Annotated in this window: 27 protein-coding genes; 13 read left to right on the forward strand and 14 right to left on the reverse strand. The window is 65.0% G+C overall.

Annotated elements, in window-relative coordinates; all coding sequences use genetic code 11:
- The 3 genes from JWM94_RS13225 to JWM94_RS13235 all read left to right on the forward strand — a co-directional run.
- Positions 1–634: ribonucleotide-diphosphate reductase subunit beta (locus JWM94_RS13225; protein ID WP_299427800.1), on the forward strand; the 634-nt coding region annotated here is incomplete at its 5' end.
- 35 nt (positions 635–669) lie between these two features.
- Positions 670–1,221: a Panacea domain-containing protein gene (locus JWM94_RS13230; RefSeq protein WP_299427803.1), complete on the forward strand. Its 552-nt coding sequence runs from the start codon at positions 670–672 to the stop codon at positions 1,219–1,221.
- Positions 1,218–1,991: a hypothetical protein gene (locus JWM94_RS13235; protein WP_299427805.1), complete on the forward strand. Its 774-nt coding sequence runs from the start codon at positions 1,218–1,220 to the stop codon at positions 1,989–1,991. Before JWM94_RS13230 ends, JWM94_RS13235 begins: the two co-directional genes overlap by 4 nt.
- A gap of 49 nt (positions 1,992–2,040) precedes the next feature.
- Here the strand turns inward: JWM94_RS13235 and JWM94_RS13240 are convergent, their stop codons facing one another.
- Entirely contained in the window at positions 2,041–2,391 is a 351-nt protein-coding gene (locus tag JWM94_RS13240; RefSeq protein WP_299427926.1) for a hypothetical protein, read from the reverse strand.
- A gap of 404 nt (positions 2,392–2,795) precedes the next feature.
- Between JWM94_RS13240 and JWM94_RS13245 the strand changes: the two genes are divergently transcribed.
- On the forward strand, positions 2,796–3,515 hold the full coding sequence (locus JWM94_RS13245) for a hypothetical protein (RefSeq protein ID WP_299427807.1): 720 nt from the start codon (positions 2,796–2,798) through the stop codon (positions 3,513–3,515).
- Between the two features lie 309 nt (positions 3,516–3,824).
- A complete protein-coding gene (locus JWM94_RS13250) occupies positions 3,825–4,103 on the forward strand; it encodes a hypothetical protein (RefSeq protein WP_299427809.1) in 279 nt (92 codons plus the stop codon).
- Between the two features lie 85 nt (positions 4,104–4,188).
- Here the strand turns inward: JWM94_RS13250 and JWM94_RS13255 are convergent, their stop codons facing one another.
- Both JWM94_RS13255 and JWM94_RS13260 read right to left on the reverse strand, forming a co-directional pair.
- Positions 4,189–4,476 carry a hypothetical protein gene (locus JWM94_RS13255; protein WP_299427811.1) on the reverse strand — a complete coding sequence of 96 codons (288 nt, stop codon included), beginning with the start codon at positions 4,474–4,476 and terminating at the stop codon, positions 4,189–4,191.
- On the reverse strand, positions 4,469–5,092 hold the full coding sequence (locus JWM94_RS13260) for a YkgJ family cysteine cluster protein (RefSeq protein ID WP_299427813.1): 624 nt from the start codon (positions 5,090–5,092) through the stop codon (positions 4,469–4,471). Before JWM94_RS13260 ends, JWM94_RS13255 begins: the two co-directional genes overlap by 8 nt.
- A 72-nt stretch (positions 5,093–5,164) precedes the next feature.
- Here JWM94_RS13260 and JWM94_RS13265 point away from each other — a divergent pair, with 72 nt between their 5' ends.
- On the forward strand, positions 5,165–5,500 hold the full coding sequence (locus JWM94_RS13265; protein WP_299427815.1) for a DMT family protein: 336 nt from the start codon (positions 5,165–5,167) through the stop codon (positions 5,498–5,500).
- Between the two features lie 4 nt (positions 5,501–5,504).
- On the opposite strand, the gene JWM94_RS13270 is transcribed toward JWM94_RS13265, so the two are convergent.
- Positions 5,505–5,705: a hypothetical protein gene (locus JWM94_RS13270; protein ID WP_299427817.1), complete on the reverse strand. Its 201-nt coding sequence runs from the start codon at positions 5,703–5,705 to the stop codon at positions 5,505–5,507.
- 138 nt (positions 5,706–5,843) lie between these two features.
- On the opposite strand from JWM94_RS13270, the gene JWM94_RS13275 reads away from it, so the two are divergent.
- From JWM94_RS13275 to JWM94_RS13285, 3 genes are all read left to right on the forward strand, one after another.
- Complete coding sequence (locus JWM94_RS13275) at positions 5,844–6,287, forward strand: cytochrome c (protein WP_299427820.1); 444 nt, start codon at positions 5,844–5,846, stop codon at positions 6,285–6,287.
- Positions 6,280–6,759, forward strand: a complete 480-nt coding sequence (locus JWM94_RS13280; protein WP_299427823.1) for a hypothetical protein — start codon at positions 6,280–6,282, stop codon at positions 6,757–6,759. The genes JWM94_RS13275 and JWM94_RS13280 overlap by 8 nt, the downstream gene beginning before the upstream one ends.
- A gap of 89 nt (positions 6,760–6,848) precedes the next feature.
- The gene (locus JWM94_RS13285) at positions 6,849–7,340 is read left to right on the forward strand and encodes a thermonuclease family protein (RefSeq protein WP_299427826.1); all 492 of its coding nucleotides are present in this window, start codon (positions 6,849–6,851) and stop codon (positions 7,338–7,340) included.
- On the opposite strand, the gene JWM94_RS13290 is transcribed toward JWM94_RS13285, so the two are convergent.
- The 6 genes from JWM94_RS13290 to JWM94_RS13315 all read right to left on the reverse strand — a co-directional run bounded on the left by JWM94_RS13290 (position 7,337) and on the right by JWM94_RS13315 (position 11,418).
- Positions 7,337–7,846, reverse strand: coding sequence for a CHRD domain-containing protein (locus tag JWM94_RS13290; protein WP_299427829.1), 510 nt, complete (start codon positions 7,844–7,846; stop codon positions 7,337–7,339). The two genes, JWM94_RS13285 and JWM94_RS13290, sit on opposite strands and share 4 nt — an antisense overlap.
- Positions 7,847–7,971: 125 nt before the next feature.
- Positions 7,972–8,598 carry a hypothetical protein gene (locus tag JWM94_RS13295; RefSeq protein ID WP_299427832.1) on the reverse strand — a complete coding sequence of 209 codons (627 nt, stop codon included), beginning with the start codon at positions 8,596–8,598 and terminating at the stop codon, positions 7,972–7,974.
- Between the two features lie 51 nt (positions 8,599–8,649).
- On the reverse strand, positions 8,650–9,060 hold the full coding sequence (locus tag JWM94_RS13300; RefSeq protein WP_299427834.1) for a biopolymer transporter ExbD: 411 nt from the start codon (positions 9,058–9,060) through the stop codon (positions 8,650–8,652).
- Positions 9,061–9,137: 77 nt separating this feature from the next.
- Positions 9,138–9,731: a YdeI/OmpD-associated family protein gene (locus JWM94_RS13305; RefSeq protein WP_299427837.1), complete on the reverse strand. Its 594-nt coding sequence runs from the start codon at positions 9,729–9,731 to the stop codon at positions 9,138–9,140.
- A gap of 57 nt (positions 9,732–9,788) precedes the next feature.
- Positions 9,789–10,118, reverse strand: coding sequence for a DNA primase (locus tag JWM94_RS13310; protein WP_299427840.1), 330 nt, complete (start codon positions 10,116–10,118; stop codon positions 9,789–9,791).
- A 73-nt stretch (positions 10,119–10,191) separates the two neighbouring features.
- Entirely contained in the window at positions 10,192–11,418 is a 1,227-nt protein-coding gene (locus JWM94_RS13315) for a multidrug effflux MFS transporter (RefSeq protein WP_299427843.1), read from the reverse strand.
- Between the two features lie 110 nt (positions 11,419–11,528).
- On the opposite strand from JWM94_RS13315, the gene JWM94_RS13320 reads away from it, so the two are divergent.
- The 4 genes from JWM94_RS13320 to JWM94_RS13335 all read left to right on the forward strand — a co-directional run bounded on the left by JWM94_RS13320 (position 11,529) and on the right by JWM94_RS13335 (position 14,721).
- Complete coding sequence (locus JWM94_RS13320) at positions 11,529–11,894, forward strand: DUF3597 domain-containing protein (protein WP_299427846.1); 366 nt, start codon at positions 11,529–11,531, stop codon at positions 11,892–11,894.
- Between the two features lie 117 nt (positions 11,895–12,011).
- Positions 12,012–12,965 carry a 2-oxoglutarate and iron-dependent oxygenase domain-containing protein gene (locus tag JWM94_RS13325; protein WP_299427849.1) on the forward strand — a complete coding sequence of 318 codons (954 nt, stop codon included), beginning with the start codon at positions 12,012–12,014 and terminating at the stop codon, positions 12,963–12,965.
- A gap of 40 nt (positions 12,966–13,005) precedes the next feature.
- Positions 13,006–13,386, forward strand: a complete 381-nt coding sequence (locus tag JWM94_RS13330) for a hypothetical protein (protein ID WP_299427852.1) — start codon at positions 13,006–13,008, stop codon at positions 13,384–13,386.
- A 39-nt stretch (positions 13,387–13,425) separates the two neighbouring features.
- Complete coding sequence (locus JWM94_RS13335) at positions 13,426–14,721, forward strand: homoserine dehydrogenase (RefSeq protein WP_299427855.1); 1,296 nt, start codon at positions 13,426–13,428, stop codon at positions 14,719–14,721.
- Here JWM94_RS13335 and JWM94_RS13340 read toward each other — a convergent pair.
- From JWM94_RS13340 to JWM94_RS13355, 4 genes are all read right to left on the reverse strand, one after another.
- Positions 14,718–14,963, reverse strand: a complete 246-nt coding sequence (locus JWM94_RS13340) for a hypothetical protein (protein WP_299427858.1) — start codon at positions 14,961–14,963, stop codon at positions 14,718–14,720. The genes JWM94_RS13335 and JWM94_RS13340 overlap by 4 nt on opposite strands.
- A 76-nt stretch (positions 14,964–15,039) precedes the next feature.
- Complete coding sequence (locus JWM94_RS13345; protein WP_299427861.1) at positions 15,040–15,471, reverse strand: hypothetical protein; 432 nt, start codon at positions 15,469–15,471, stop codon at positions 15,040–15,042.
- A gap of 41 nt (positions 15,472–15,512) precedes the next feature.
- On the reverse strand, positions 15,513–15,944 hold the full coding sequence (locus JWM94_RS13350) for a CoA-binding protein (RefSeq protein WP_299427863.1): 432 nt from the start codon (positions 15,942–15,944) through the stop codon (positions 15,513–15,515).
- A complete protein-coding gene (locus JWM94_RS13355; RefSeq protein WP_299427866.1) occupies positions 15,944–16,906 on the reverse strand; it encodes an Mrp/NBP35 family ATP-binding protein in 963 nt (320 codons plus the stop codon). Before JWM94_RS13355 ends, JWM94_RS13350 begins: the two co-directional genes overlap by 1 nt.
- Between the last annotated feature and the right edge of the window lie 49 nt (positions 16,907–16,955).

Genomic DNA, 16,955 nt, shown 5'->3' on the forward strand with positions numbered 1-16,955 from the left:
TGAGGATATCGCCAAGACGCTGGCGATGTTCGGCGGCTTCACCGAGGGGCTTCAGCTCTTCGCCAGCTTCGCCATGCTGATGAACTTCCCGCGCTTCAACAAGATGAAGGGCATGGGCCAGATCGTCTCGTGGTCGGTCCGCGACGAAAGCCTGCACTGCGAAGGCATCATCCGCCTGTTCCACACCTTCGTGAAGGAACGCGACTGCCTGACCAAGGCGGTGAAGGACGACATCGCCGATCAGTGCCAGACCACCGTCCGGCTGGAGGACGCGTTCATCGACCTCGCGTTCGAACAGGGCCCGGTCAACGGCATGGCGCCCAAGGACATCAAGAAATACGTCCGCTACATCGCCGACTGGCGGATGGGGCAATTGGGCATGAAGCCGATCTTCATGATCGACGAACACCCTCTGCCGTGGCTCAGCCCGCTGCTCAACGGGGTGGAGCACGCCAATTTCTTCGAACAGCGCGCGACCGAATATTCGAAGGCCGCGACGCGCGGGCAGTGGAACGACGTGTGGGACAGCTTCGACAAGCGCCAGAAGGCGAATGCCAAGCCGGCGGCGAACGAGGATGCCGGCGATGGGGAGAGCGGGGATATGTTTGGCGAGGCTGGGATGGCGGCTGAATGATTGAAATCCCGCCGCTCTGCTGGTAAGAAACAAATGTGGAACATGCCGCAACTGGTACCGATTCGCTACACCAGCCTAATTCCAAGGGCGAGGTGACTGCTATGCTAGACGTAAGGGCCATTGCGAACGTCATTTTGGACCGAGCGCACGCGCAAGGAATTGAAGTCACGAACATGGCCCTGAACAAGATCGCGTACTTCGTTCACTGCGATTACATGGTCGAAAAGGGCGAGCCGTTAGTAGGCGCCAAAATCGAAGCTTGGCAGCATGGGCCTGTTTTCCGCGAAATCTATCATGAGTTTAAGAGATGGGCGGACGCACCAATTCGCTCCCGCGCGAAGAAAGTTGATCCCCATTCAGGGAACGTAGAAATCGCCAAAGTCACCTTTGGCAAAGAGGAAGGTGGATACATCGACGGCCTAATAGATCGATATATCCATTTTTCGGCAGGGCAGTTGCGAGCCATATCGCATACGAAGGGCGGACCTTGGCATATAGTTTGGGGGCATGACGGTCAGTCCAATCCTGGAATGAAGATTACCAATGAACTGATCGTCGAGCATTATTCTCCCGGAGTACGTCAATGACCGATTATAGCGATCCGCTATTTCGTAAGCTGGACCGAATTCCTGGCGCACCTAATTTTGTGCGCTACAATTTTGAGGAATTGATCAAAACGACCAAGGCATATGTCCAGTTTGCTAAGGGCATGCCAACGGTCAGCTACGCTGCCGGTATCACCTTGGTCAAAGATCTCGTGCTAGGGATCATTGATGCCGAACAGGCTCGGAAAGCTGCCCAGCGGCTGAAGGAATCGCCTTCTAAGAAGGCGGTAATCGAGTTTGTAAAAGCGTTTTGCCTCTACGCAGAAAGCCGACAGTATCGCGCAACCCCATCATACAGCGATTTTTCGGCATTCTTTCCGATTGGCCGCGACCTTTTTATTCCGGTGAAACCCACTTTAGTTGCTCGCGAAGACGGCCAGCTTAAGCCGGTTTTTGCTTTTGGCTGGAAGTCGGTCCCGTTGACGACGTATCAGCGCCGCCTTCTGATGACGATTTTGGAAGACGCGATTTTCTCGCTGACCGATTTCGAAAGCTCGGACGCAGAGATCGTGTTCTTGCCAGAGGTGAATGGTGTCCGCACCCCGGAAGTTTGGCATCGAGGGGATTACGAACTCCTGTCTCCAGTCGAACTTCGTAATCAACTGGAAGTGTTTTTGTCGGCACGCGAAGCGGCTTACCCGATCATTGCCGACTGGCTGAAAACCAAAAGGAAGCCAGCGCCGGTTGCTCCCACGGTTGATGAGGCCGAACAGCCGAGGTTGGACCTGCGGCTACCGCCTCCGGCAGAATAGCAGCTAAAAAATCGCGCGGAGTAAATCCGCGTCTTCGACCTGTAGTGGGTCAGTTTGAAATATTGTCTGATTGAGCGCCACCAAGGTTGGCTGACTTTTTGCCCCGAGTGCCGAACATATATCCGAGGATAACGCCGGCTAAAGGTGTCATTGAGGTAACCGCCCTGTCGAAAATCTGCGAACCCACCGACGACCCTGATCCAAAGAAAAGAACAGCGGTGAAGATGAATACAGTCATAATGCCAGTAAAGGTAACAGCTGCAAACCGAAGTTTATAGATTTCCTTATCAGTAGTAGGCGGTGTTTTGATAATCACCGAAACAGCACATAATATCACGAGCGCGAGAAATACGAAGTCCAAGATGATTAGCGTTTGTCCTGTGACGTTTAAGGTGTTCATGTCTCATCCCCCAAAGGCTCAAAGCCACCACGCGTTTCGCATACGGCCCCCACTTCGCGGGAGCGGCTTCCGCATCCTCTACCAGCTTGGCGATATCCGCAATCTCCCAAAGCCGATCCGACACGCCAGAGGCCATCGCCGGGGAACTACGGTGACGGGAATTACGGTGACAATTTACTAAATCCGACGTCCTATCGGCAGTTGATAATCCTGCGACAGGCATAGGCGCGGAGTAAATCCGCGCCTTCGGCCGGATCGGCTGCGCCGTCCGCCGGCAGCGCTTTGGGCTCGGCGCTCGGCGCCGACCGTGAATTAGCTCCGCTAATTAACTGCCCAAAGCGTTTTCCTACACGATCCTTTCTGGTTATATGATTCGGCTCCTTCTAACCAACAGGAGCAAGATCATGCGCCGCAAATCGAGAGAGATGTCAGTCGAGGAGTTCGACGACTGGCTCGCCGCGACCAAGCAGTTCGAGGCCGTCGCGGAGGCGGCGGATGAGGAGGGCGGGCCGCGGCTGTCGCTCGTGCCCGTCACGCAGCGGGAGGATGTCTGGCCCACCGACCTGTTGCCCCCCGCCGCGACGGGCGAATCGGCCGACGGCGCCCCCGCCGGCGCGGTCGGTCCCGAACCCGCCGCCGTCGAGCCGGTCACCGCCATGCCCTTCGACGGCGTCGAACTGGAGGACAGCCGCAAGCGGCTCGCCGGGTGGAGCGGCGATCGGCAGCGCATTTTCCTGACCCATCTGGCGGAGACCGGGTCGGTGCATCTCGCCTGCGCCAGCGCGCGCCTGACCGCACGGTCGGCGTACAAGCTGCGGATGCGGTCGCCGGCGTTCGCCGCGGCATGGGACACCGCGGAACAGCTTGCGGCGGGGCGGCTGTCGGCGATCGCGTTCGACCGCGCGATCAACGGCCGCGTCGAGCAGGTCTGGCATCAGGGCGAGCTGATGATGGAAAAGCGCCTGCCCAGCGACAAATTGCTGATGTGGCTGCTCGCCCGGCTCGACCCGCGCCGCTACGCCGCGCCATGGGAATTGCGCGGCGACGGCGCCGATCCCCAGGCCGCGGCGCGCGCGGGCTTTGCGGGGCAGCTCGACGGCTTGACCGACCTGCCGGTGGGTTAGTGTCCATGGCCAGTGCGAACATTGGGAACATTCGGCCGAGCCGCCGAGCGAATAGCGTTCGCTATTCGCCGCTTGCGGCCGGCCCGGCCGGCGAGCGGCTTAGCCGACTCGTCCGACGACGTGGCTTTGCCACGGCGGCCCCCGCAACCACCCTATGCTTGGTGTAATCTTTGTAATCTTCCACGGGCGGCCCTCCCCTCGCTATTTTAAGGGATAACCGCTATATGGAGCACATCGCGTCCCCGGCCCCCAGCACCGGCGCGACTGAGAGTGGTCGATGCTCCCGCTATGCCAGGAGCCTCGAATCTCATGCAGCCCTACAATATCCCCGCGACCAACGGCCATTCCGACTGGAGCACCCCCGGCCCGTCGCGCGCGATCAACGTCAAGACGCTGCGCCCCGAAGTCGAGGCGTTGTGCGCCAAGCACAAGGCGGCGATCAGCGCGATCGAGTCGCTGCCGCTCGGCGCGGGCACGCGGGTCGTGCTGATGAACGGCGACGACGCCGCAGTGATGCGCCGCGCGTTCGGCAAGAACGTCATCGACGGCAAGGTCGACCGCCAGCATTGGGGGAGCGCACGGAAATAGCGGACGCTATTTCCGGTCTCGGCGCTCCCTCGGCCGGCATCGCGTAGCGATGGCCGACGACTTGGGCTTTGCCCAAGTCGGCCTGTTAGTTAGCGGTTTTGTAGGCGCTGCTCTTGAATTGCGTGCTCTTGAGCTGTTGGCTCTTGAGTTGCTCGCTCTTCAGCTGGTCGCTCTTGTATTGCTGGCTCTTGAGCTGTTCGCTCTTGACCTGGTTGCTGCCGGGCTGGCCGAGCCCGATCAGCACGCCTTGCGGGCTGGCGGTCGGCGCGGTGGGCTGGGTTTGCGCCTCCGCCGCGCTGATGCCGAGCGACAGGCCCAGCATCGATACCGCCGCGGCGAGCGCCGGGCGGGTGGATTTTCCGTGGTCAGCCATGATCGTCTCCCAGTTTTTGATCCAGAATAGACAGATGCAGCCGCATCCGCGCGTCCACGTCGGCGGGCGGATCGTCCCCCGTCGCGGCCGCCCAGGCGGCGAGTTGCGTGTCGATGTCGAGCCAGTCGTCGTCGTGGACGGCGCCGTTGCCGCCCTCGCTCTCCAGCACGTCGTGCGCGCGCAGGAACCAACCGAAATAGGCGTCGGCGGCGTGGATGAACGGCGCCGCGCCCTGCGCCTCGACATAGTCCATCACCACGCCGCCGGTACCGAAATGCCCCCGCGCCCAGCTGCGGTCGACTTCGCCATAGCTGACGCTGCCATCGGCCAGGATCGTCCGCCCGAGCGGGAACAGCCGGCACACCAGCGGCCGGTCGGGATGGACGCTGCAGCCTTGCTCGCCGAGGAACACGCAGGCGTCGGCGTCGTCCTGTTTCAGCGCGCCGTCATCGGTGAAACGGTCGCGCAGCTCGGCGGTCGAGATGCCGCGGTTGCGCGCGAGCCGTGCGATTTCATACGGATTGACCTGGATGCGCTTGCCCGTGCAGCACGAATTGCACCGCGTGCACTGGTAGCTGAAGGGCGTATCCGCCCGCATCGCCGCGACCTGGGGCATGGGCGCGGTGCTAATCCCGGGTCGCCGCGTTGGTATAGGCGGAATACGACGCCGCGTTGAAAGGATGCCGAGATGTGGACCGTGGCGCTGCTCGCCCTCTCCAACTGCTTCATGACGATCGCCTGGTACTGGCATCTCAAGGGCGGGATGACCAAGCCGCTGTGGATCGTCATCGCGATCAGTTGGGGCATCGCCTTGTTCGAATATTGCCTGGCGGTGCCGGCCAACCGGTGGGGCTATGCGGCGGGCTGGTCGGGCGGGCAGCTCAAGGTGACGCAGGAAGCGATCGCGCTGCTGGTGATCGGGGTATTCATGGTCACCGTGCTCGGCGAGCCGCTCGGCTGGCGGCACGCCGGGGCGTTTCTTTGCCTGATGGGCGCGGTGGCTTTCCTGTTCGTCGGAAAATAGCGGGCTAGTTCCCCATAGCGTTGGCAAGAATGGCCAGGTCGGCGTTGTCCACCGCCACGCCAGTCGCATCGGTATCGGCCGCCGCGACATTGTTCGCCGCGGGGTCGGGCGCGTTGGCCTCCGCCACGTCGTACGCGGTCCAGATGATCCCGCCCGCCCAGAACAGGGCGGCCCAGCGGCTGCGGAAGATCCTCGACGAGAACATGCCTGCTTCATACCGCCCCACGGTTAACGTCGCGGCACCGCCATGGGTTAACGCCGGGATTGCCGCAGCCCCTCGCGAGGCATAGCATCCACGCCGACACCCAACGGGAGAGCGGCGATGACCAGAAAAATGACGGCAATGAGCGCCATAGTGACGGTCGCGCTGCTGACCGCCGCCACCCCGACCCGCCGCGCCGATGCGGATGCGCTGATCGCCGGGCGCCAGGCCGCGTTCAAGCTGTCGGGTGCGACCTTCGGCGGAATGAAGGCAGTGATCGACGCGGGCGGCGACGTCACCAAGCTCGGCTTTGGGGCGAAGGCGCTGAGCGACTGGGCGCACGCGCTGCCCGGCATGTTCCCGGCGGGCAGCGACGACGGCACGACAAAAGCGCTCCCGACCGTGTGGAGCGACCGCGCGGGGTTCCTGAAGGCTGCGGCGAATTATGAAACGGAAGCGCGCAAGCTCGCCGACCTGTCCAAAGCGGGCGACGGACCGGGCTTCGCGGCGCAATGGACCGTGGTGCGCGGCGCGTGCAAGTCATGCCACGACAGCTACCACCAGCCCGAACCGCCTCGTGGCTAGGACGCTGATCGCCGCCGCGCTGCTCGTCGCTGCGCCCGCCATCGCGCAGACCGCGCCGGCGCCCGCGCCGACCGCGGAGGCCGAGGCGCTCGGCCGGCGAGTCGCCGACACCGGAACGCTCGCCGCGCTCCTGCCGCTGCTCGTCGCCAAGGATACCGAGGCAATGATCGCCGAGCATCCCGAGCTCGACGATGCCGCCAAGGCCAGGCTGCGCACCGCCGCCGCCGATACCGCGAAGACCGCGATCGACCGCATGCTCGGCGCGGTCGGGCACCAATATGCGCTGCGGCTGTCGGTCGCCGACATGACGGCGCTGGTCGCGTTCAACCAGAGCGCGGCGGCGAAGAACTGGCGCGCCGCCGAGCCGCAAGTGATCGTCGCGACGATGCAGACGATCGACGGCTTCGATTTCAAGGGCGAGGCGTGGGCCGCCTATTGCCGCAGCCCCGGGGTGACCTGCCCGGCAAAGTAGCGCCGAAAGGGATCGAATAACCGCCGGTTGCCGCCGATCCGGCGCGGGTCGTTGACGCTTTGCTTACCCACGCGCGTCAAACTCGCGCGATGCAAACCATCGGACAATTCGGCAAGAATATCGGCATCATGCTGGGCGGCGGCGTGCTGGCCGGGCTCGCCGCCGGCACGCTGACCGCGGGGCACGGGCCGCCCGCCGCGAGCGGCGCTCCGTCCGTGCCGATCGCGGCGAGCTTCTCGCTGTGCTTCACCGGCGGTGGGACCAATTGCGTGGTCGACGGCGATACCTTCTGGATCGGCGGGGAGAAGGTGCGGATCGCCGATATCGACGCGCCCGAAACGCACCCGCCGCGCTGCGATCACGAAGCCGATCTCGGTCAGCGCGCGACGCTACGGCTGCAGCAATTGCTCAACGCCGGCCCGGTAACCCTGGCCTCGGCCGACCGCGATACCGATCGCTACGGTCGGCTGCTCCGGATCGTCGAACGCAACGGCCGGTCGCTCGGCGATCAGCTCGTCGACGAAGGGCTCGCGCGACACTGGACCGGGCGGCGATTGCCGTGGTGCGACGGGGCTGATTAGCGGGGCATCACCTTGCCGCTGATCTCTCCGTCGGGGAATTTGTCGGTGTGGATATTGAGCACGACACGCTGCCCCCGCATCGCGTTGACGAATTCCTCGAAATCCGCGCCGGAATTGATCAGCTTCGCGCCCGCGGCATAATCGTATCCGCGCACCGTCACGTGGAACCCGGCCTTGGTCGCGCGATAATTGGGACCGTAGGGCAGCGGCAGGATCAGCTCGACGTCATCGGCGGTGCGATAGACGTGGAAATGGATCGGCCCGACCGGCTTGGCGATCAGATTTTTGGAAAGCTGGTCCAGCGTGATGCCCGTCACGTCGAGTTCGACCGACACACGTTTCGTGGACGTATCGACCTTGATGACCGCCTTGCCGCTGGCGGGCGATCCCGTGGTCGCGGGCGCAGTGGTGCCGCCCAGCGTCGCGCGGAAGGTCAGCGTCTTGGCGGCGGCGGGACTGGCGAGCGCGATGGCGGCAATAGCGACGATCGGGAACGGACGTGGCATCGAGAATCCTCTGGTAATTTCGGCGCGACACTAATCGGCGCCGCCGCAAAAGCAAAAAGCGCGGCGGCAGCGCATTTAGCTGCCTAAGCGGTGCGACCTGTCGCCAGCATGAAGAACGGGACGCGTCACCGACCCTTGGCGGGCGGCGCGACCTTGAGGTCGATCGACTTGATCCGCCACGCCTTGTCCTCGGCGTTGGCGCCATTGATGTCGCCTGTTCGGTGGAGGACAACACTGCCGATCCAATAAGCTCCCGTACCGTTTTTCAGGCGAGCGTAAGCCTGGACCGGAACGGTAACGTAGCGCTGCCCCGCACCCGCGTCGATATCGCCCGGTGAGCCGACATTGGCGTGATACTCGCTATATTTGGCGAAGCTCGCGGCGAACGCCTCTGCGGACTGTCCGCTCTCCGCCCCCTTGTCGCCCCACAGCACCCAAGCCTGGCGATATTTCCCCTCACCGATCAGCGCATAATAGGTCTGCACGACGTTGGCCGCTCCCTGCGCGCTGTCGGAGGCGAACGGCGCTTCGGATAGCGGCGTCCGGTCGTCGGCCAGCCCGCCCGGCTGGCCCGGTCCGGCAGGCGTCAGCGGCGCGGGGGCAGGCCCTGCCGCATTGTTCGCCGCGTAGCTGTCGACGTCCGCTTGCGCGCGAGCAGCTGCGGCGTTGATGTCGGCGGCCGTGTTGTTCGCCGCCGGCGACGGCGAGCAGGCGGCGATCGATAGGACGGGCAGGACGAAGAAGGCGCGCATGAAACCCCCGGGAACGTGTGCGGCTGAACGCCCCCCGCCCCCGCTGCGTTCCTAGAAATCGGTGAAACTCTCGTTACGGGCAAACCCCAATCGGGTGACCCCGGCGCGCTTGATCGTCGCGAGCACGTGGTCGAACGTATCGTACCGCGACTGCGCGTCGGCATCGATGGTCAGCAACGCCTCGCTGTCGGCGACCAACGGCGCGAGCCGCGCGGGCAACGCCGCTTCATCGACCGCCGCCCCGTCGAGCATCAGTGCACCGGTCGCCGCAATGTCGAGCCGGTGCATCTTTTCGGGCGGCGTCGGGCGCGCAGGATCGGCGCCGACGGGCAAGTCGATCGACACCTTTTGCGTCGCCATCGGGATGGTCAGGATCAACATGACCAGCAACACGAGCAACACGTCGATCAACGGGGTAATGTTGAGCTGCGACATCGGCTGGAATTGGGCACGGGCGGTCATGGCATTCCTCCTAGCTGAGATGTGATAACGTATCACCTCGTAGCCAGGGTGCAAGCGCTATTGTCGGGCCTCGCGCTTCAGCAATTCTCGTATTTCCAGTGGAGCTTCCTGCCCTCACGGGCCTGCGCAATCGTCTTCGCGACGCGCGTCGCACGAGTCTCGTCGCGCTTCGCCTCCGCGATCCATTCGCAATATTCGCGGCGGCAACTCGGCGAAAAAGCGTCCCATTTGGCCGCGGCCGCTTCGTCGTTCGCCAGCGCCTCGGCGAGCATCGCGGGCACCTCCGCTTCTGGCTTGGGGTCTCGCGCCGCACGCGCGGGCTTCACCCCGGCGTCGATCATCGCCACCGCCTCGTCGATCATCTTGTCGATTTCGTCATCGGGCGGCATCGACGCCAAGTCGGTCAGTCGCCCGAGCTGCCCCATCGCCTCGCCCTCCTTGCCGGTCGGCATTGCCTGGCGGTTCCAGAAGCCGAAGCTCGCATGTGCCTTGAACGCCGCCATGTTGGCGAGCGGCCGGCCACCATAACTGAAGAACGGCATGCTCCACTTGATGCCCTCCTCCGCGGTCGGAACCCGGGCATGGATCAGCGCTCTGAGGTGTTCCAGAATCGGCTTGGCGAAATCGTTGCGGCTGGCAATGTACGCATCGACGCGCGGGTCCCTGGGCATGGCGGCTCCCCTGTGGAATGCCACCAGTCTAGGTTTCGCGCGCCGCTGCGGTCAACGTTAGGGATTCAACGCCTCGTCGTCGGCGTCGCTCAATTCGTCGTCGTCGACATCGTCGTCGTCCAGGCTGTCCTGAACTTCGTCCTCGCCGACATCGTCGTCGTCCTGATCGGCATCGTCGTCCTGCTCGCCGACGTCGCTATCGCGCATTTCGATATCGTCGTTTTCGGGATCGTCACCCAGATCGGGCGCGAGGTCGGTGATCAGCGTGCCGTCGCTCGGCCCGTCGCGTGTCGCCTCGAGGATTTCGGCGCGCTGGCTCTCGTCATAGCCTTCCTCGTCGAACCCGTCGTCGCCCGTTCCCTGTCCCGGCACCTGATATCCGCCCATGCTCCGTCTCCCGAATGGTTAGACAGCGAACAATGCTGGCGCGCGGTGGTTCCCGCCGCTTGCGGGAAACCGGTCAAGTCGGGCGAAACAGCCGCCCGCGCTCGACGATCGCCGCCAATGCCAGCGCGACGATCCCCGCTGTGAGGAAGCCGATATGCAGCGGCGTTGTCGTCCCGTTAAACGACCGCCCGATCAGCCCGCCGATCACCGCACCGCCGGTGGTCACGACGAATCCCTGCAGACTCGACGCTGTGCCGGCGATCGCGCCCATATTGGCCATCGCCATCGCAGAGCAGTTCGACGCCGCGAGCCCGAAGCACATCATCGTCACCGCCTGCATCGCGACGAAGAGCCACAGGTTTTCGTACCCCAGATGCTCGATCGCCAGGCTGGCCGAGGCGGCGAGGATCAGCACCAGCATCGCGGCGTGCGAGATGCGCCGCATGCCGAGCCACATCACGATCCGCGAGTTGAGCAGATTGCCGCACATCATCAGCCCCGCGCACAAGGCGAAGACGAGGCCGAGCTCCTCGGGCCGATGGAACACGGTCGACACGATCGGCTGGATGCTGGTGATATACCCGAACAGCGCTCCCTGCAGGCCGATCACCGCGGCGGCATATCCCACCGACTGGCGATCAGCGAGCGTGAAGCGCCAGTTACCGACCAGCCGGTTCCATTCGAGCGGGACGCGATTTTCCGGCGCCAGCGTTTCGGGCATGCGCAGGATGAACCACGCGGCGATACCCGCGCTGACGATCGCGACCATGTTGAAGATCAGCCGCCACGAGCCGAATTTCAGGATGATCTCACCGATGCTCGGCGCGATGATCGGAAAGATCATGAAGGTCATCACCGCCAGGCTGCTGACGCGCGCCATCGCGCGGCCCGAATAGCAATCGCGGATCAGCGCGATCGTCACCACCCGCGTCGCGGCGATGCCGAGCCCGGCAAAGACACGCGCGAGCAACAGCAATTCAAGGCTGCCCGCGACCGCGCAGAGCAGGTTCATCACCACATACCAGGCCAGCGCGCCGATCAGTACCGGCCGCCGGCCAAACCGATCCGCCAGCGGGCCGTGGACAAGTTGCGCGATGCCGAACCCGGTCGAGAACATCACGATGATGAGCGGCAAGTCGCCCGGCGTCGCATGCAAGTCGCGCTGGAACTGCGGAAATGCCGGCAGCATCGTGTCGATACCCAGCGCGCCGACCGCCATCAGCGACGCGATCAGCGCGACGAATTCGGCAAAGCGAATGGGCGACGAATTCTCGTCGCGCTGGAGCTCAACCTGCGGCATCCGGCCCCCTTGCCCGAGGCGGCCGGTCAGGTCAGCCCCGAAAATGGTGTCGCGGAGCCAGGGCCGGGTCTACGCGTTGTCGCCCCGCCCCGCAGTTTAGGAGAATCGCGATGAGCATTTTCGGTACGATCAAGGACGCGATCTTCGGATCGAGCACCTCGGCCCCGGCCCCGACCCCCGCTCCAGCCGCCACGCCCGAAGCCGCCGCACCGCCACCGCCGCCTCCGCCCGCCCCGACGGCGCTGAGCGAGGACGAAATCTACGCGGTGCTCGAAAAGCACGCGCAGGCGCGCGGCGAACCGCTCAACTACAAGACCTCGATCGTCGATCTGATGAAGGCGATCGGTCAGGATTCGAGCCTCGACGCGCGCAAGAAGTTGGCCGGCGAGCTCGGCTACACCGGCGACACCGACGATTCGGCGACGATGAACATCTGGCTGCACGAGCAGACGATGAAGAAGCTGACGAACGGCTAACACCACCGAACGACGATTGCCGCCCGCCGTATCGCATTGATGCGGCGGGCCGCTTTCGTTTGGAGCCGGGAAGGTTTAGTATCCTGCGCTTCCCGAAAAAGAATCCGGACACCGATCATGCTCGATACGCCTTCCGCCCAGGTTCCCGCGCTCAGCCTCGCTGACGAGGCGCGCGATCCCGACGCCTTCGCCGCCGCGTTCGGCGGGTCGTTCGAACGGTTCGGGTTCGCGGTGATTTCGGATCACGGCATCCCGCAGGGACTGATCGAGCGCGCTTGGAAGCTGACCGAGGAATTCTTCGCGCTGCCGGTCGAGGAAAAGCAGGGCTATTATGACGCCGCGCTCGGCGGCCAGCGCGGCTACACGCCGTTCAAGACCGAGATCGCCAAGGACGCCAAGCATGTCGACCTGAAGGAATTCTGGCACGTCGGTCGCGACTTGCCCGAGGGGCATCCCGCCGCTGCGGATATGCTCCCCAACGTCTGGCCGTCACGCCCGGCGGAGTTTAAGGAAGCGCTCACCGATCTGTGGAACGCGTTCGACAGCGCGGGGCTGCGGCTGCTGTCGGCGATCGCGCGGCATTTGAAGCTCGACCCGCATTATTTCGACACCGTTGTCGATCACAGCAATTCGATCCTGCGGCTGCTGCATTATCCGCCGATCCCGGCCGATGCCGAAGGCGTCCGCGCCGGGGCGCATGAGGACATCAACCTGATCACGTTGCTGCTCGGCGCCGAGGAGGCGGGGCTGCAATTGCTCGACCGCAACGGCCAGTGGCTGGCGATCCATCCGCCCGAAGGCGCGCTGGTGGTGAATGTCGGCGACATGCTCCAGCGGCTGACCAACAACCTGCTGCCATCGACCACGCATCGCGTCGTCAACCCTCCCCCCGAACGCCGCGGTTTCTCGCGTTATTCGATGCCGTTCTTCCTGCATCCCAATCCGGAATTTCTGATCGAGACGCTGCCGAGTTGTATCTCGGAGGCGAACCCGAACCATTATCCGACGCCGATCACGTCGCACGATTATCTGCACGAGCGGCTGGTCGAAATCGGGCTGGTGAAAGCCTGAGCGTTTCGTGGTAAGAGGCCCGCGATAACGGGAGGGATCGATGCGTCGCTTGATCATGACGAGCTGCTGCTTGGCGGGCGGACTGCTGCTGGCGTCGCTCGCCGATGCGCGCCCGGGCATCGACATGCAGCTAGAGCGCAGCGCCGCGATCCGCCCGACTGATCGCGCAATCTCGTCACAGGCCGGACTGATGCGCCGCTGGGTCGCGGTCGGCAGATGCGTCGTCGGGCGCGACCGTAATGCCAGCCTGGCGCTGGTGCGCGCGCCGCTCGGCTCGGACGATGCCGGTGAAGCGGCTCGCCGGCTCGATCCAATTTTTGCGGGGTGCCTTGCCGGATCGGGCGTACCGGGTCCGTCGAGCGTGGTGCTGCGCCGCGCGGCGCTGGCCGATGCGCTCGGGATCGCCATCCCGCGCGCCTGACATAGACAAAGCGCGCCGCACCACGCTAGGCGCGGCATCATGACATCGACCCAACCCCTTCGCGTCGCACTCGCCGGCCTCGGCACCGTCGGCGGCGGGGTGATCCGCCTGCTCGACGCCAATCGCGACCTGATCGCGCGGCGCGCGGGTCGCGGCATCGAGATCGTCGCCATCTCGGCGCGCGACCGCGCCAAGGATCGCGGGGTCGATATCGCCCAGTTTGCCTGGGAAGACGACACCGCGCAGTTGGCGCAGCGCGACGATACGGATGTCGTGGTCGAATTGATCGGTGGATCGGACGGGCCGGCATTGGCGCTGGCGCGCGCGACGCTGGCGGCGGGCAAGAGCCTGGTCACCGCCAACAAGGCGATGATGGCGCATCACGGGCTCGAACTCGCCGAAGCCGCCGAAACCGCGAGCGCAGCGCTCAAGTTCGAGGCGGCGGTCGCGGGCGGGGTGCCGGTGATCAAGGGGCTGCGCGACGGCGCCGCGGCGAACCGCATCGACCATGTCTATGGCATCCTCAACGGCACGTGCAATTTCATCCTGACCAAGATGGAGGCCGAGGGCCGCGACTTCGCCGAAGTGCTCGCCGAAGCGCAGGCACTGGGGTTCGCCGAGACCGATCCGAGTTTCGACATCGACGGCGTCGATGCCGCGCACAAACTGTCGATCCTCGCCAGCATCGCGTTCGGCACCCGCCCCGCCTTCGTCGATGTCGCGACCGGCGGCATCCGCAATGTGCTCGCCGCCGACATCGCCGAAGCGGCAACACTCGGGTATCGTGTGCGGCTGGTCGGCGTCGCCGAGGCCGGCCCGCACGGCCTGTTTCAGCGAGTCCACCCGCACCTCGTCCCGATCGACCATCCGCTTGCGCATGTCTCGGGCGCGCTCAACGCCGTGGTGGCGGAGGGCAATTTCGTCGGGCGACTATTGTTCCAGGGCGCGGGCGCGGGCGACGGGCCGACTGCCTCAGCCGTGGTTGCGGATTTGATCGACATCGCGCGTGGCGAATTCGGGCCGCCGTATGCGATGCCCGCCGCCAGCCTCTCCGCGCTCCCCGCTGCCGATAGCGGCGACCGCCGCGGTCGTGCGTATCTGCGCTTCATGGTTGCGGACAAGGTCGGCGTACTCGCGGAAATTGCCGCCGCGATGCGCGACGCGGGTGTCTCGATCGAGAGCCTGATGCAACGCGGCGCCGCCGCCGATGGCAGCGTGCTCGTCGCGATCGTCACGCACGATGGCCCGGAGCGTGCGGTCGCGCACGCGCTCGACAAGCTGCGCGGTTCGCCCAGCCTCGCCGGCGAACCGCTATGGATGCACATTCTCGGCTAGTAGGTCGATCGCAGGATGCGCATCGGCTTGCTGGTGCAGCGGCGCGCGCCGACGACGTTGCATTTGCTGCCATCGCTGCGCACCGCGCGGTCCTTCAGCCCGTCGCCATCGTCGCTCGACGCGGGCAAACGATAGCGGTCGGCGCACGACCCAGCGCACCGTCGCGGCGGCGATTTCGGCAAGGTAAACGCAATCGGCATCGGCGCCGAACTGAGCATCATGGCGAGCAATGGTGCGATCATTAGGAAAACACCCCTGTTTTCTCGTCGCCCCCTTATTCCCGCCAACGCATCAACGCGGCGCAGGTTGCGTGAAAAATCAGGGTAATAGCGTTCCAGTAGGGGCCGGCTCGTCGAGCGGAATCGCGACGCGCCCGGTCTTGTCGGCCTTCTTCGCGAACGCGCGCTTGGCGATATCGACCGCCCCCTTGACCAGCGGGACGATCGGCGGGCCGAACCCGACCACGCAATTGCGGCTGATCGGGCATGGCGTGTCCATCGCCGCCAACGCGCCCGAACCGGTCAGATAGGGGTTCGATTTCATCGGCCCGCTCGACGGCACCGAGTCCGGATCGGGCAATCGCGGCGACGGCTGGGCGTTGGCGCAGATGATGATGTCATCCGGGTCGCCGGGCTGGCGCGCCGGGACGCACGGCTCGGTCGGCGTCGGCACCAGGATGGACCAGCGTTCGGGCTGCGGCGAAGCCACCGCCGGAGCAGCGCTTTGCAGGAGGAGAAGCAGCGCGATCATATCGACATCAAGACTGACCCAGGATTGCGGCGGTTTTGCGGTCAGGCGGCGATCCGCGGCACGCCGAGCCGCGGAATGTCGATCGCCGGGCAGCGGTCCATCACGACTTTCAGCCCTGCAGCTTCGGCGCGCGCCGCTGCGTCATGGTTGATCACCCCCAATTGCATCCACACCGCCTTGGCCCCGACCGCGATTGCCTCGTCGACCGCTTCGCCTGCCGCCAAAGGGCGGCGAAAGATGTCGACGATGTCGATCGGCACGCCGATCTGCGCGAGCTCGCGGAACACGAATTCGCCGTGAATGTGTTCGCCGGTGATCTGCGGATTGACAGGGATCACGCGATAGCCGTGGCGCTGGAGCATCGCCATCACGCCATAGCTCGGCCGGTCGGGCCGGTCCGACGCGCCGACCATCGCGATTGTGCGGGCGTTGGTGAGCAGCTCGCGGATTTCGTCGTCTGCGGTAAACGGCATCAGCGGGACTCCTTCAGCCAAGCCTCGACCTGCCCGGCTATATCGTTGAACGCCGCCGCTTCGGGCGCGTTCCCGGCTGCGGGCGGTGTCCCGGCGTCCGACGCCGCGCGGATCGCCATCGCCAGCGGGATGCGGCCGAGGAACCGCACGCCGAGCTCTGCCGCGGCGGCTTCCACTCCGCCCGCGCCGAACGGGTCCGACACCTCGCCGCAATGCGGGCATGCGTATCCCGCCATGTTCTCGACCAATCCGATCACCGGCACGCCGGCCTTGGCAAACAGGTCGATCGCGCGCCGCGCGTCGATCAGCGCGAGGTCCTGAGGCGTCGAGACGATCACCGCGCCCGCCGGCTTGTATTTCTGGATCATCGACAGCTGCACATCGCCGGTCCCCGGCGGCATGTCGACGATCAGCGTATCGGCGGCGCCCCAATCGCCGTCGATCATCTGCCCCATCGCGCTCGCCGCCATCGGCCCGCGCCACGCGATCGCCTGACCGGGCGCGACAAGCTGCCCCATCGACAGGATCGGCACGCCGTATGGAGTCGCGACCGGGATCATCGTCTTGTCGCGCGATTCGGGGCGCGATCCCTCCACCCCCATCAGCGTCGGCTGCGACGGGCCATAGATATCGGCATCGACCAGCCCGATCTTGCGCCCGCCGCGCGCCAGCGCGACCGCCAGATTGGCCGCGACGGTCGATTTGCCGACCCCGCCTTTGCCGCTCGCCACCGCGATCAGCCGGCGGCCGACACGCTCGCTCGTCATCGCGACGCGAACCTCGGTTACGCCCGGCGCGGCCAAGGCGGCAGCGCGCACGCCCGCTTCCATCGCATCGCGCTCGGCGACATCCAAGCCGGTGACGTCGAGGATCACGCTCGCCCGCGCGCCCTCCAGTTTTGCCGTCGCGCGGTTGCCCGCCACCGTCGCGATCCGTTCCGCCAGCGCTGTTTCGTTACCCATCTGGGCGGAGATAGTCGCCGCATCGCCGCTTGCCACTGTTTTTCCGCCG

This window comes from Sphingomonas bacterium, assembly GCF_028289855.1.
GTDB lineage: Bacteria > Pseudomonadota > Alphaproteobacteria > Sphingomonadales > Sphingomonadaceae > Sphingomonas.